Annotated in this window: 13 protein-coding genes; 2 read left to right on the top strand and 11 right to left on the bottom strand. The window is 64.0% G+C overall.

What is annotated here, in order from left to right; genetic code table 11:
• Window positions 1-24: 24 nt before the first annotated feature.
• From clpB to KG722_RS13820, 8 genes are all read right to left on the bottom strand, one after another.
• On the bottom strand, window positions 25-2643 hold the full coding sequence (gene clpB, locus KG722_RS13855; protein WP_213272525.1) for an ATP-dependent chaperone ClpB: 2619 nt from the start codon (window positions 2641-2643) through the stop codon (window positions 25-27).
• On the bottom strand, window positions 2640-3539 hold the full coding sequence (locus KG722_RS13850; RefSeq protein ID WP_213272523.1) for a DUF4167 domain-containing protein: 900 nt from the start codon (window positions 3537-3539) through the stop codon (window positions 2640-2642). Before KG722_RS13850 ends, clpB begins: the two co-directional genes overlap by 4 nt.
• 219 nt (window positions 3540-3758) lie before the next feature.
• On the bottom strand, window positions 3759-4613 hold the full coding sequence (prmC, locus tag KG722_RS13845) for a peptide chain release factor N(5)-glutamine methyltransferase (RefSeq protein WP_213272522.1): 855 nt from the start codon (window positions 4611-4613) through the stop codon (window positions 3759-3761).
• A complete protein-coding gene (locus KG722_RS13840; RefSeq protein WP_213272520.1) occupies window positions 4610-4969 on the bottom strand; it encodes an MOSC domain-containing protein in 360 nt (119 codons plus the stop codon). Before KG722_RS13840 ends, prmC begins: the two co-directional genes overlap by 4 nt.
• A 32-nt stretch (window positions 4970-5001) precedes the next feature.
• Window positions 5002-5379, bottom strand: a complete 378-nt coding sequence (locus KG722_RS13835; protein WP_213272518.1) for an MOSC N-terminal beta barrel domain-containing protein — start codon at window positions 5377-5379, stop codon at window positions 5002-5004.
• Entirely contained in the window at window positions 5376-6452 is a 1077-nt protein-coding gene (prfA, locus tag KG722_RS13830; RefSeq protein WP_213272516.1) for a peptide chain release factor 1, read from the bottom strand. The genes KG722_RS13835 and prfA overlap by 4 nt, the downstream gene beginning before the upstream one ends.
• A gap of 50 nt (window positions 6453-6502) precedes the next feature.
• Window positions 6503-6934, bottom strand: a complete 432-nt coding sequence (locus tag KG722_RS13825) for an MAPEG family protein (protein WP_213272514.1) — start codon at window positions 6932-6934, stop codon at window positions 6503-6505.
• Between the two features lie 38 nt (window positions 6935-6972).
• Window positions 6973-8250 (bottom strand): hypothetical protein, encoded by a 1278-nt coding sequence (locus tag KG722_RS13820; protein WP_213272512.1) that lies wholly within the window; start codon window positions 8248-8250, stop codon window positions 6973-6975.
• Window positions 8251-8369: 119 nt separating this feature from the next.
• Between KG722_RS13820 and KG722_RS13815 the strand changes: the two genes are divergently transcribed.
• Both KG722_RS13815 and KG722_RS13810 read left to right on the top strand, forming a co-directional pair.
• Window positions 8370-8972 (top strand): DUF1214 domain-containing protein, encoded by a 603-nt coding sequence (locus KG722_RS13815; protein ID WP_213272511.1) that lies wholly within the window; start codon window positions 8370-8372, stop codon window positions 8970-8972.
• Window positions 8972-9505: a DUF1254 domain-containing protein gene (locus KG722_RS13810; RefSeq protein ID WP_213272510.1), complete on the top strand. Its 534-nt coding sequence runs from the start codon at window positions 8972-8974 to the stop codon at window positions 9503-9505. Before KG722_RS13815 ends, KG722_RS13810 begins: the two co-directional genes overlap by 1 nt.
• An 8-nt stretch (window positions 9506-9513) precedes the next feature.
• Here KG722_RS13810 and ispG read toward each other — a convergent pair whose 3' ends face one another.
• The 3 genes from ispG to ptsP form a co-directional block, all read right to left on the bottom strand.
• Complete coding sequence (ispG, locus tag KG722_RS13805) at window positions 9514-10653, bottom strand: flavodoxin-dependent (E)-4-hydroxy-3-methylbut-2-enyl-diphosphate synthase (RefSeq protein WP_213272509.1); 1140 nt, start codon at window positions 10651-10653, stop codon at window positions 9514-9516.
• An 85-nt stretch (window positions 10654-10738) separates the two neighbouring features.
• Complete coding sequence (locus KG722_RS13800) at window positions 10739-11710, bottom strand: helix-turn-helix domain-containing protein (RefSeq protein ID WP_213272508.1); 972 nt, start codon at window positions 11708-11710, stop codon at window positions 10739-10741.
• A gap of 99 nt (window positions 11711-11809) precedes the next feature.
• On the bottom strand, window positions 11810-14077 hold the full coding sequence (gene ptsP, locus KG722_RS13795) for a phosphoenolpyruvate--protein phosphotransferase (protein WP_213272507.1): 2268 nt from the start codon (window positions 14075-14077) through the stop codon (window positions 11810-11812).
• Between the last annotated feature and the right edge of the window lie 13 nt (window positions 14078-14090).

The following is a 14090-nucleotide window of genomic DNA, read 5'->3' as shown; positions in this document are numbered from 1 at the left end:
CGCTTTCACAATTTTCAGGCCGCGTTAGTTGAGCGCGGCCCGGCCCTTGGCGAAGTCGTTGGGTACGCCGTTGATGGAGAGCCCGTCGCCTTCGACGCCGACATGGATCGTCTCTCCGTCGAGGATGCGGCCTTCCAGCAAGAGCCGCGCGAGCGGGTCCTGCAGCTCCTTCTGGATGACGCGCTTCAACGGGCGCGCGCCATAGACCGGATCATAGCCCCGCGCCGCAAGCCAGTTGCGCGCATCAAGGCTGAGGTCGAGCTTCATTTTCCGGTCCTTGAGGAGCCGCTCGAGGCGGCCCATCTGGATGTCAACGATATGATCGATTTCGCCGCGACCAAGGCGTTTGAAGAAGACGATTTCGTCAATCCGGTTGATGAATTCCGGGCGGAAATGGCGGCGGATGGCGCCCATCACATGCTCGCGGGCCTGCTCGGACACCTCTCCCTCTTCCCCGCTCGCCAGCGCGTCGGCGCCGAGGTTTGAGGTCATGATGATAATCGTGTTCTTGAAGTCCACCGTGCGGCCCTGGCCATCCGTGAGGCGGCCATCATCGAGCACCTGCAGCAACGTATTGAAAAGGTCCGGATGGGCCTTCTCCACTTCGTCAAACAGAACGACCTGATAAGGACGCCTACGGACGGACTCGGTCAGGACCCCGCCTTCATCATAGCCGACATAACCCGGAGGCGCGCCAATCAGGCGGGCAACCGAGTGTTTCTCTGAGAACTCCGACATGTCGAGCCTGAGAATGGCGGTGTCATCGTCGAACATGAATTCGGCGAGCGCCTTGGTAAGTTCTGTCTTGCCTACGCCTGTCGGGCCAACGAAGAGGAAGGAGCCGATCGGACGGTTGGGGTCCTGCAGACCTGCGCGCGCGCGGCGCACGGCGTTGGAGACCGCCAGCAGGGCGTCTTCCTGGCCGACAACCCGTCCGCGCAGGGAATCTTCCATGCGCAGCAGCTTCTCGCGCTCGCCTTCCATCATTTTGTCGACCGGGATGCCGGTCCACTTTGAAACCACGCCGGCAATATGCTCTGGTCGGACGACTTCTGAGACGAGCCCGCCTTCTGCGTCGCCCTTGGATTCCACCTCAGCGATCAGCTTCTCCAGCTGCGGGATGGTGGCGAATTTCAGCTCGGATGCCTTGGCAAGGTCGCCCTGGCGCTGGGCTTCGGCCATGTCGGAATAGGCCCGGTCGAGCTTCTCCTTGGCAGAAGCGGCGCCTTTCAGCTTGTCCTTCTCTGCGCTCCAGGCGGTGGTGAGTTCGCGCGAGCGCGTCTCGAGGCCCGCGATCTCGCCTTCCAGCGTCTTCAGGCGGTCCTGCGAGGCGGTGTCTTTTTCCTTCTTGAGCGCTTCAGCTTCGATCTTCAGCTGCAACATGCGCCGATCGATCTCGTCGAGTTCCTCGGGCTTGGAATCGACCTGCATGCGCAGGCGCGACCCGGCCTCGTCCATCAGGTCAATGGCCTTGTCGGGTAGAAAACGGTCGGTGATGTAGCGGTTTGACAGCGTGGCGGCGGCAACAATGGCCGCGTCGGAAATGCGCACGCCGTGATGGGCCTCGTAGCGCCCCTTCAGACCCCGGAGGATCGAGATTGTGTCTTCCACGGTCGGCTCATCCACAAACACAGCCATGAAGCGGCGGGCGAGCGCTGCGTCGCCTTCGACATATTTGCGGTACTCGTCCAGCGTCGTGGCGCCGATACAGTGCAGCTCCCCGCGCGCGAGCGCAGGTTTCAGGAGGTTTGATGCGTCCATTGCGCCTTCAGATTTGCCCGCGCCCACAAGCGTGTGCATCTCGTCAATGAACAGGATGATGCCGCCGTCTGCCTGCTGAACTTCGTTCAGGACGGCTTTCAGCCGCTCCTCGAACTCACCGCGAAACTTGGCGCCCGCAATCAGCGCACCCATGTCGAGGGCCAGGAGTTTCTTGTCCTTAAGGCTCTCGGGCACGTCGCCATTGACGATGCGAAGGGCAAGGCCCTCGGCGATCGCCGTCTTGCCGACGCCCGGCTCACCGATCAGCACCGGGTTGTTCTTCGAGCGGCGCGAGAGGACCTGGATCGCGCGGCGGATTTCCTCGTCGCGCCCGATCACGGGGTCAAGCTTGCCTTCGCGGGCATCCTTGGTCAGGTCGCGGGCGTATTTCTTGAGCGCTTCATAGCCTTCTTCCGCATTCTGAGTGTCGGCCGTGCGGCCCTGGCGCAGCTGGGCGATGGCGCCCTCAAGCGTCCTGGGAGTAACGCCCGCAGCCTTGAGCACATCCGCGGCCGGATCGCCAGCGAGCCCGGCAATGGCGAGCAACAGGCGCTCTGCGGTGACAAACGCGTCGCCGGCCTTCTTGGCGCCGGCTTCGGCGTCCTGGAAAAGCCTGGCGCCGGCCTGTTCGAGGCGCAGGCCCCCTGCTCCGGCGCCGGACACTTTCGGCACGCGCCCGAGCGCAGCGTCGATGCCCTGCACGGCCAGCTCCGGCCGCCCGCCGGCTGCGCGGATGAGGTTCACCGCCAGCTGGTCGCGGTCTTCCAGCAGTGTCTGGAGAATATGCGCCGGGGTCAGCACCTGATGGCCCATGGCCAGCGCGGATGTCTGGGCGCCCTGGATGATGGCGCGGGCGCGTTCTGTGTATTGGTCAAGGTTCATGGGTTCATCCCCTTCTGGAGGCAGATTGAAGAGTTCGCCCGGCCCCGCTCAGCGGCAGCCGGTGTTGACGTGGATTTGGGAACGATGGGCCCGCCGCGCAAGCACTGCGGCGCAAAACGAAACGCCCCGCCGGAAGGGCGGGGCGTCGCAGTAGAATTACCTAGACCTTGCGTGACCGGATCAGTCGGTCGTCTCGGCCGGGGCAGCCTCTTCCGCTGAGGGCGGCGGCGGCCACGGGAGAGGGTCTTCATCACGCCATCTGTTTCCGAGGCAGGCTCAGCTGCCGTCTCTTCCTTCTGGCGGGGCGCGCGCTCTTCACGTGCCTTGTAAGGCTTGCGGCGGGCATTGCTGCGGGGACCACGGTCGCGCTCGACCGGGGCGTCCTCGGCGGCGATTTCACCGGCTTCTTCGGCGATGGCGTCGTCGCTGCCATCGTCATTGTCGATGACGCGGAGCGAATCAGCGCGCTCGCCCTCATCATCATGACGCGGATGCGTGGAGGTGACGACGGCTTCACCGGCAGCCTCATCGCCGGCATCGCTGCCTTCAGAGGGCTGATTGCCGCGATAGTCACGGTCACCATTGGGGCGGTTGTCGCGATCATCGCGCCGGTCGCCCCTGTTCTGCTGGGGTTGTTGCTGCTGAACACGCGCTTCGGTCTGCTTGGCGACGATGCGCTGATAATGCTCGGCGAACTGGTAGTAGGCTTCGGAGAGAATGCGGTCACCGCTGGTCTGCGCGTCGCGGGCATATTGGAGATATTTCTCCAGGACCTGCTGAGCGGAGCCGCGGATTTTCACGTCCGGACCGACACTCTCATAGTGGCGGTTGGGATTGTTGAAAGCATTCTGCGGATTGCCGCCTGAGCGTCTGTTGCGCCCGCGTGAGCGTTTCATTCGGAGTATCCTGTTTCAAAGTATGCCTGTGATCGCCGGCAAGCATATGTCAGAACCATCAGCTTCTGCATGCAGACGGGGCTTGAGTATCGACGCTGCCGTTTCAACCGATCCCGGGCGGGAGCTTGCATCTGCACCCGCGCAAATTGCGGGCGGCCCCTCACCGACACCTTATGTAACGTGTATCGCAGGGTCCGCCAAGGGAAAATGTGAGCAGAATTAAAGGGGTCTGCGGGCGGCCGCCCAGCGGTCATTGCCGCCAAGGTCAGCCCCGGACGCCGCCTCGACAAAGCCGGAAGCGGCCAGCAGGTCCATGACGGCTGCTTTCTGGTCGTAGCCGGTCTCCAGGACCAGCCAGGCGCCGGGCTTCATCGCTGCTCTGGCCAGAAAAATGATCTGGCGATAAGCGTCCAGCCCGTCGGCGCCGCCGTCCAGCGCGCTCATCGGATCATGATCGCGCACTTCTGCCTCGAGGGCCGGGATCACGCCCGAGGCAATATAGGGCGGGTTGGAGATGATGAGGTCAGCCCTGGCCCATCCGTGCCAGTCTGCCCAGGAGCCGGAAAAGATGCTGGCGCGGTCTGTCAGGCCGAGGGCTTCGATGTTTTCGCGGGCAAGTTCAGCCGCCTCAGGGCTTGCCTCTACCCCTTCCCCGCGCGCCTGGGGCCGCTGGGTGAGCAGCGCGGCGAGGAGGCAGCCTGTTCCGGTACCGAGATCTGCAAGCGCGAGCGACTGATCCTTCGGCAGCCGGTCAAGCGCAGCTTCAACGACGCATTCACTGTCCGGGCGCGGAATGAGGGCGCGGGCGTCCGTGCGAATGTCGAGGCCGTAGAATTGCGTCACGCCCAGGATGTGCTGGAGAGGTTCGCGCGCCGAACGGCGGCTGAGCGCCTGCCGGCATGCCTGCGTTTCGTCCGGCGTCAGAGCCCGATCAGACTGGGCAATCATCGTCGCCCGGCTCAGCCTGGTAACGTGCGACAGCATAAGGCGCGCCTCCAGAGCTGCTTCGCCGATACCGGCCGCGGCCAGTTCCTGCGCAATACGCCGCTCAGCCGCCGCCAGTGTTTCGCTCACGCGCCCGCCTCATCGCCCGGCGAGATACGCCCGCCTGCCATGACTTCGGCATAGAGGCCGCACTCCATATGGCCGTAATTCTGATAGAGCGCGGCGGTAAGGTTCATGTCGGCTTCCGCCGTGACCGGATCAACATGCGTGGCCGTGCATCGGGTGATGGGTTTGATGCCCTTCAACGCCGCGCCGCCCAGTGTCACTGTTTTTCCGGCCAGCGTATGCTCGCTCCAGGCCGGCCAGCCATCGACCAGGATGTTGCCGCGAAAGCGCAGCGGATCGATCGCCCGGCCGGTCCTGGCTTCCAGATCGCGCAGGCTGGCGAGATTGATGATCGACACAAAGCCTGAGCGGCTGTCCATGAAGCGATGACCGTCCGGTGCCGGAAGAACCTTCAGCGCCCCCGCGCGTCTTCGCCCAGAACCTGCGCGACCCAGTCGGCCAGCGCGTCCCGTCCAGCTGCCTCATTCATTTGCGCCTGCACGTCTTCAAAGTCAGGATGTGAGGCGGTCAGAACGCCTGTTGCCTCATCATACCGGGTACGGATCGCAGCAATCTTCGGCAAGCGGGCCAGCACCGTGAAGCGCGTCTTGGAGATATGCACCGGCGCAGCAGGGTCAAATCCCGACGGGCCATCCTCAATTGCAAACATCCGGTCGCACGGAAAATGGGCCCCTTCTGTGAGGACTACTTCACTCAGGCGTTCGGGCGTAAATCCCTTCACCGGATGGCGCCAGAGGCTTGTCACCCGCCCGGCAAGTCCGCCGCTCACGCACCTGCCTCCAGGGAGGCGAGGCGCCGGGACTGGTCTTCCGTGATCAGAGCATCGATCACATCGCCCAGCTTGTCGCCGGTGATGATCCTGTCGAGCGAATAGAGCGTCAGTCCGATGCGGTGATCGGTCAGGCGGTTTTCCGGATAGTTATAGGTGCGCACTTTCTGGCTGCGATCGCCCGAGCCGACCTGGCTTGCGCGCGCCTCGGAACGGATCGCGTCCTTCTCGGCGCGCTCGCGCTCGTAAAGGCGGATCTTCAGCTGTTCCATCGCCTTGTCGCGGTTGACGTGCTGGGATTTCTCCGAGCTGGTCACGACAATGTTCGTTGCCAGGTGAGTGATGCGCACCGCCGAGTCGGTCTTGTTAACGTGCTGGCCGCCAGCGCCCGACGCACGCATGGTATCGATACGGATGTCTTCCGGGCGCACCTCGATCTCGATATTCTCCGGCGCCGGAAGAATAGCCACCGTGGCCGCCGAGGTGTGGATGCGGCCTTGCGTTTCGGTGGCGGGAACGCGCTGCACACGGTGCACGCCGCTCTCCCATTTCATCCGCCCGAACACGCCGTCGCCCGACACGTTGGCGATGATTTCCTTGTAGCCGCCCGCATCGCCCGCCGAGGCGTCCACGATCTCCACTTTCCAGCCCATCAGCTGGGCAAAGCGGGTATACATGCGGAAGAGGTCACCTGCGAAAAGCGCCGCCTCATCCCCGCCCGTGCCGGCACGCACTTCAAGCACGATGTCGGCCTTGTCATCGACATCCTTTGGTAGCAGCAGGAGCTGCATTTCCTGCTCCAGCACCGGAAGGCGTTCGCGGAGATCTTCAATCTCCATTTCGGCGAGTTCGGCCATCTCCTTGTCGCCCGAGGCAATCATGGCCTCGGCCTCGGAAAGTCCCTTCCGGGCAGTCAGAAGCGCGCGCGCCTTCTCGACCACCGGGCGCAGCTCGGCGTGTTCCTTGGAAAGGGTGATGATCTCCGACGTGTCGGAGGTTGCGCCCATACGGGCCTCAACCTCCTCATACCGGTCGATCACCTGCTGCAGGCGCAATTGGGACAAGGCTGACATGGCCCGCCCTTTAATCCGCTTTCATGCTTCTTGGAAGCCCGGGCTGCCGGTCAGGCGAAGATACGCAGGGCTTCCTTACCGGCCAGGAAAAACAGGCAGAACGTGCCAGCCGCAAACACCAGGAACCGCAGCGCCACAGAACCGATGACAACCTGCACGAAGGAATGCGCGATGCGCAGGCCGACATAGACCCAGGCCACGGTGGTGGAGAGAGTGTCCCCGCCTCCGGTCAGCGCCATGAAGAACATCAGCGCATAGAAGATGGTCGGTTGTTCGTGCAGGTGGTTGTAATTGTCCGCGGCCGATCGGACATGCGGGGGCAGCTTGTCCGAATAGGTGCCCGGATGGCGCGCATCATCGGGTTTGATGCCCGCCTTGCTGAACGCCGGCAGGCGCAGCGCGTACATCCAGATCCACATCACGCAGGTCCAGATGACCAGCGCGAGGACAGGTTTGAGAAATTCGATTTCCGGTATTGCCATTGATGGTGCCTCCCACAGCGTTGTTATTGCTGCAGAGGTTAGGGCGCCGTCATCGGGTTTGGCAACTGGCGCTTTGTGCCCAGATGCGCCGTCAGGAATGCCAGGAACGCCTCTATGTCGTCATCCACAATGGAATGCCCGCCGGGGCGCATGAAAAACGCGATATCGGCCGCCGGATCGAAATGCGTCATCTCATCCTTCAGGCCTGTCTCTCCGAAAGCGCGCCAGACCTCGCTGGCCGCATAGGCAGCGCGGTAGCTGGAGTTGGGGTCTGACCATACGTCCCGCCGCGCATTACCCAGGAACAGCGGGCGCGGGGCAATCAGCGCCAGCAGATGGTGCTGGTCGAACGGCAATGTGTCGGGATCGGCGGCGTACCCGGGAGCCGACGGCGCCAGCCAGTGCGGATAGGACGCCACCATCCGGTCCAGCCGCTCGCCCGACGGCGAACGCGACAGTGCCGCGCCGCCAAAACCGGTCTGATGGGCGATCACCGCGTCAATGCGCCTGTCCCAGGCGGCGGCCAGCAAGGCCGCCTTGCCATGCCGCGAATGACCGAGAACCGCCATGCGGCTGTCGTCCACGCGGTCATCTGATTCCAGCGCCGTGATGGCCGCCGAGAAAGCATACGCCCAGGCCATGAGCGCGCTGCCGGGGGCCGGGTCGCCGCCGAGCGCCGCGATGGCAGGGCCGGCTTCGTCCGCGTCATCGGGCACGAAATCGCTGGCGTGGAAGCTGGCATAGGCAAAGCCCGCATCGAAATAGAGGCTCACCGGCGCTTCGGCGATGTATTCCCCGAACACGGACGAAACGATGAAGCCGACAATCGGCCCATAGTCATGCACCGCGCAGGGGTCGCCATCCATGCTGGTGACGGGTTGTTCGGGAAAGGTCGCGCAATTGGAGCCGAAGGTCTGAGCGATCACGACCGGCGCGCCGGCAGCGCCGTAGGGAAATGCTGCCACCAGCTGGAACGTGCGCGCGCCTGCCCCGGCGCCGATCGTGATGTCGATCTCTTCCAGAGACCCGCGCCCTTCCAGATAGTCCGGCACGATCACCCGCCAGTCCCCGAAGGAGACCGCCAGACCGCCTGGCCAGCTGCCATAGAGGGTGTCCTGTAAGAGACCCTTCAGCCGGTCGCGCTCAGCCGGATCGGAGATCAGCGCGGCCACATTAATAGGCGGAGTGGCCGCGGGCTTGTTGTAAGTGTCGAGGCTCGCATAGTTGAGGCCGAGCAGGGTGCAGCTCGACCCGATGAGCAGCATCAGGCCGGCCAGGAGGCCGATGCCAATCCAGCGAAGAACCCGCAGCACCATCACATACACCCGGAAAAGAAGCCCATTACACCGACTTGTGCTAGCGCATCGCGGGGGTGCGTCCCAGCCCTCTTCTGTTTGCCCCTTGCCGTATTGCACAGTCACGATAGCGTGAGGCCATGCGTAGTCTCACTCTTCTCATGGGCGGCGTGCTCGGGCTTGCAGCGGGCGCTGTCACGGCATTGTCTGCCGCCGGCATGATCGGCTCGGGGGCCAGTGTGGGCAACCAGATCGGCGTCAATGGCTGGAACAGCGACTGGACCATAGGCTCTCCGGCGGCCAACCCCTGGACGCGCGCGCGGGTCGCCCGGCATGGCCTCCTGGCGCTGACCAAGGAAGAAGCGGTCTATTTCACGACCAATGTGGACTCAGGCGGAAACCGCCTGTCCGAAGACTGCACTTATGAGGTGAGCGGCGGGGACATGCCCGGCCAGTGGTGGTCGATCACCCTCTATGACGCAACCAGCTACCTGCCCCGCAACAAGGACAACGCCCTGTCGTTCGACATGACCAAGGCGGCCGTGTCCGGAGACAGCGCGGCCTGGTCGTTCAAGGTCGCGGCCGAAGGTCCCCAGACCGGCAACTGGGTGTCAAGCCACAAGGCGGGCGACTTCGACATGACCTTGCGCATTTACAAGCCGACACCCGAGCTGATCGCCGATCCCGAAGGCGTTCTGCCCACGCCCAGCGTGAAACGCCTGACCTGCGGAGGAGACGCGTGATGCGCCCCTTCCTGACCGGCCTTGCCGCATTTGTTGTTACCTTCCTTCTGGCGCACTTTGCCGTGCTCAGCGCCCTGCCCGGTCGCATCATGTCGACCGTCCGCGAACGCATGGCCGACACCGGTATCCCGGCGCACAGCTGGACCATGAGCGCGCGGATAAACCCGGAGACGCAGTCGGTGGTGCGCCCCTCGCCTGATCTTGCCTATGCCATCTGCCTGATTGATGTGTCGGAAGGCCCGGTGGAGCTGTCAGTGCCCGCCTGGCCGGAATATGGATCACTGTCGATCTTTGAGGCAGACACGGACAATGTCTATGCCGGGTCACTTGACGCGCGGGCCGAAGGGGCGACCGGTGTGCGCCGCGTGATCGTCGCGATGGACGGTCAGGACCTTTATGACTATGGCGATGCCGAACAGGTGATCCTGGCAAAGCCGCAGGCGCTCGCGCTCATTCGCAGACTTGCCCCGACGCAGGCGGCCTATGATGCCGCAGCAGCCCTGATCCCGGCGAGCCGCTGCGCGCCGCTCTGAGCCGACAGCTACTCTGCCGGAACTTCTTCGGTCTCGGCCTCGCGCTGCGCCTTGAGGCGCGCAGCCTTGTCTTCGACCAGCTTGACAATGTGCTCGACCATGTCGGCATTCGAAACATTGTGATCTGCCCGTCCGTTGACGAACATTTTGCCGCTTTCCTTGCCCCCGCCGGTAAAGCCAAGATCGGTCATGGCCGCTTCGCCGGGGCCGTTGACGACGCAGCCGATGATGGAGAGCGAGATCGGCTCGGACACATGTGCCAGGCGCTTCTCCAGCGTCTCGACCGTACGGATGACATCGAAGCCCTGACGCGCGCAGCTCGGGCATGCGACGATATTCACCCCGCGCGTGCGCAGGCCGAGGGATTTGAGCATCTCGAAGCCGACCTTCACCTCTTCCTCAGGCTCGGCCGAGAGGGAAACGCGGATCGTGTCGCCGATGCCAGCCCAGAGCAGTGCGCCCATGCCGATGGAGGATTTGACCGTACCCGTACGAAGTCCGCCGGCTTCCGTTATACCCAGATGCAGCGGCGCGTCGGTGGCCTCTGCCAGTAGCTGATAGGCCGCCACGGTCAGGAACATGTCGGAGGCTTTGACCGAGATCTTGTAGTCGTGGAAGCCAAGGTCATCGAGGATGCGTGCATGCTCGAGCGCACTTTCCACCATCGCGTCCGGGCAGGGCTCGCCATACTTTTCCAGAAGATGGCGTTCCAGGCTGCCGCCATTGACCCCGATCCGCATCGAGCAGCCGTTTGCGCGCGCGGCGGCAACGACTTCCTTCACCCGTGCCGGCGAGCCGATATTGCCCGGATTGATGCGCAGGCAGGCAGCGCCTGCATCGGCGGCTTCGATGCCGCGCTTATAGTGGAAATGGATGTCGGCGACGAGCGGAACGGGGCTAGCCCTGACAATCTCGCGCATCGCTTTGGTTGACTCTTCTGTCGGGCAGGACACCCGCACGATGTCGGCGCCGGCGTCTGCGCAGAGCTGGATCTGGGCGATGGTTGCGGCCGCGTCCTCGGTCGGCGTGTTGGTCATCGACTGCACGGCAATCGGCGCGTCCCCGCCCACCAGAACATTGCCCACCCGGATCTGACGGGACTTGCGCCGGTCGATATTGCGCCAGGGACGGATCGGATTGTGGCTCATAGGGCGTCTCGCATCACGGATCTTGCCTGAACCTGCAGGCAGGCTGAAGCCAGATGTGGCGCCTGCAGGCGGCCCCGTAAAGGCCTCACTGTGTCGCCGGGTCGTCCTCGGCGGCTGGAACGGCAGGCGGGGCCAGCATTTCGGCGGCCAGCGGCAGCTGCTCATCGACCGAGACCGAGAAGACCTGCGCCCCATCCGGACCGATGGGGCCGATCACTACGTCACCAACGCGCCACTGGAAATCGCCGCCATTGCGGGCTGACACGGTCCAGCTGGCGTTGAGGCGCGGGAAGTAGGTTTCCCCCTCCGCCAGCGTGCGGCTGAGGAAGATGGTGCCATCGGCGCCGCGCACTTCCAGCCAGCCCTGGCGGGCGGCGAAAATCTCGAGCGGCAGTTCCACCGGGGCACCAGCTTGCGGGCGCACATCGGCAAACAGGCTGTCGCGGGCGCCGGAGACGGCCACCGGCGCTTCGCTCAGGAGCTCTTCGGGCGCGTTGTTCATCATGACCATGGCCGTCACACCGGCGGCGACCACCGCCGCCAGCAGAGCAGCGCCCGCCACGATCAGGGGCCATTTGGTGGCATTTTTATCGATCTGACCCATTTTCGGCACGGGCGCGGCCGACTTGACCTCATCAAGCCCGCCGCATTCACGCGTATAGCGCTGCACGACTTCCTGCTCTGGCAGGCCAAGATAACGCGCATAAGTCAGCAGGTACGCCTTCAGATAGCCCGGCGCGATGGTCTGCACTTCCATCCGCTCGATCCCCATCAGGAAATTGTCGCGGATGCGGGTTTCCTTGGCGATTTCGGTCAGCTGATAGCCGAGCACTTCGCGAACGCGGCGCAGGACCTGCCCCATGCGGAGCGCTTCGCCTTCATATTCTGCGGTGCGGAAAATCTCTTCAGCGCGGACACGGCCTTCGCGCACTTCCAGCTCACGCGCGGCGCGCGGGGAGATGGGGGTTACATTCGAACGATCCGTTCCGTTTTCCGTCACAGCTTCTTCGGACTTCTGTCCGTCCTCTACCGGTTCGGGCGTCATATTGTGTGCCATAGTCTACCAGTCTTTCTGACCGCTGCCATATGGGTATCAATTTTGGCAAAAAACGGTCCAGGCCATGAAAAATAAGCCATCATCCCGTCATAGCCGGCTTCATGCGTCCGGTATATCCGCCCCATGTTCAATCGCGATCCCTAATACTTGGTTACGGAACGCTCCGTTCGGCTTTTCGAGGGCGCTGTCGAGCCCCTTCCGGAATCCGCCAAGATCAATGGACCTTAGGGCCTGTTTGACCGGCCCGATGGCCGAGGCCGACATAGACAGGCTGGAATAGCCAAAAGCGGCAAAGCAGAACGCTGCCAGCGGCGCCGCCGTCGCCTCGCCGCAGACCGACAGGCGGATGCCTGCCGTCCGGCAGGTCTCGGCCACCATCCGGAGGAAGCGCAGCGCCGCCGGGCTGATAAGGTCGTAGCGTTCTGAGACAGAAGGCGTCATCCGGTCAGCGGCAAAGAAGAATTGCAGAAGATCGTTGGTGCCGACCGAGAGGAAGTCGACCTCCCCGGCCAGGTCTGATAGCGAAAAGGCCAGCGCCGGGGTCTCCAGCATGACCCCGATCTCGAGCTTGGACGGGCGTTTGCCAGTCCGCCCGGCCGTCCACTCGACCTCTTCCTCGAGTAGGGCGCGGGCCGCGCGGAACTCTTCAGGCGTCGTCACCATCGGGAACATGACGGTCAGGGGCCCTTCCCCGGCCGCGCGGACAAGCGCCCGCAGCTGGCGGCGGAAGAGGCCTTTATGGTCGAGCGCAAAGCGGATCGAGCGCCAGCCGAGCGCCGGGTTTTCCTCGCGCAGCTGGTTGAGGATTGGCAGCACTTTGTCGCCGCCGAGGTCCAGCGTGCGAAAGATCACCGGTCGGCCACCGGCCCGCTCCAGCACGCGGCGGTAGAGCGACACCTGGTCTTCCAGCCGCGGCAGGGTCTCGGAAACAAGGAACTGGAATTCGGTGCGGAACAGCCCGACACCATCAGCGCCTGCCTGATCCAGCATGTCGAGGTCGAGATCGAGACCCGCGTTCAGCATCAGGGAGAGCCCCTGGCCGTCCTTTGTCTGCGCCGGCAGCCCCTTGAGGCTGGCATAGATGGCCTGACGCTCGGAGCGCAGCGATACGCGGGACTTGTAGGCGTCATAAACGGCGTCATCTGGCCGGATGTGGGCCTGCCCCTGTTCGGCATCGACGATGACATAATCGCCCTGCTCGATCAGGGTGGTCAGCCCCTCGATGCCACCGATGGCAGGAATGCTGAGCGCGCGGGCCACGATGGCGGCATGGGACGAGGCCGCCGCCTCCTCCATCAGGATGCCCATGAGGCCGGTCTTGGCGTATTCCAGAAGCTCAGCCGGACCAAGGCGCCGGGCGACGAGCACGCTGTTTTCACCGGTGATCTGGGGCTTGTTCTCATCCCCGCCGAGGATACGCAGCAGGCGGTTGTCAAGGTCTTCCAGGTCATGCAGGCGCTCACGCAGGTAGGGATCGCGCGCAGCCTGCATCTTGGCGCGGTGCTCGCGCCGGGCGCGGTCGACGGAGGCCTCTGCTGAAAGGCCAGAGCGCACGCCTTCCTGCAGCTTTTCGGCCCAGGAGTTATCGTGCGCCAGCAGGCGGTAGGCCTCCATCACGTCGCGCGGGTCCTCACCCAGCGCGGCCCCGTCGATCAGCATCATCCGGTCAATCGAGACGCGCAGGTCCTTAAGACCCTGCGTCAGGCGGAGGGCTTCCTGCTTCTGGTCGGCCGCAAAGAAGCGAGCAGCTGGCACCACCGGATCGTGCAGCACGGCGCGGCCATAGCCGAGCCCCTCGCAGAAGATCCGGCCGCGCAGATTTCCCCCGCTCTGGCCCCGGAAACGTCGTTCGGGCTGGGGACTGGACTGGTCTTCCTCGATCCGGTGGACGATCTCGGCCAGCACCATGGCGATGGTCTGGAGGGTTTCGATCTCTTCATCGCGGTAGGATCGCTCGGTGCGGTTCTGGACGACCAGCACGCCGATCACCCCGCCGGTGCGCAGGATCGGCACGCCGAGGAAGGCGTGGAACGGGTCTTCGCCCGTTTCCGGGCGGTAGGAGAAGGCCGGATGGCGCGGCGCGTCTTCAATCGCAATCGGCTCGGCGGTGCGGGCAACATAGCCCACCAGGCCTTCACTGGAGCCCATGCGTGTCTTGTTGACCGCTTCGGGCTTGAGACCCTCGGTGGCGATCAGCAGGAGCGTTCCGTCGGCTTCGCGGTGATAGATCGAGCACACATCTGCGACCATGGTGGAGGCAATGATGCGCACGACATGGTCAAGGCGCGAACGTGCGTCACCCTCCTCGGCCATCACCTGGCGAAGGCTGTTCATCAGAACTCGGGTGGCCGGCAGGTTATACGGCATGCTCTCCCGGTCT

The organism is Hyphomonas sp., from assembly GCF_018402285.1.
Classification (GTDB): domain Bacteria; phylum Pseudomonadota; class Alphaproteobacteria; order Caulobacterales; family Hyphomonadaceae; genus Hyphomonas.
This window is presented reverse-complemented; position numbering and strand designations above follow the sequence as displayed.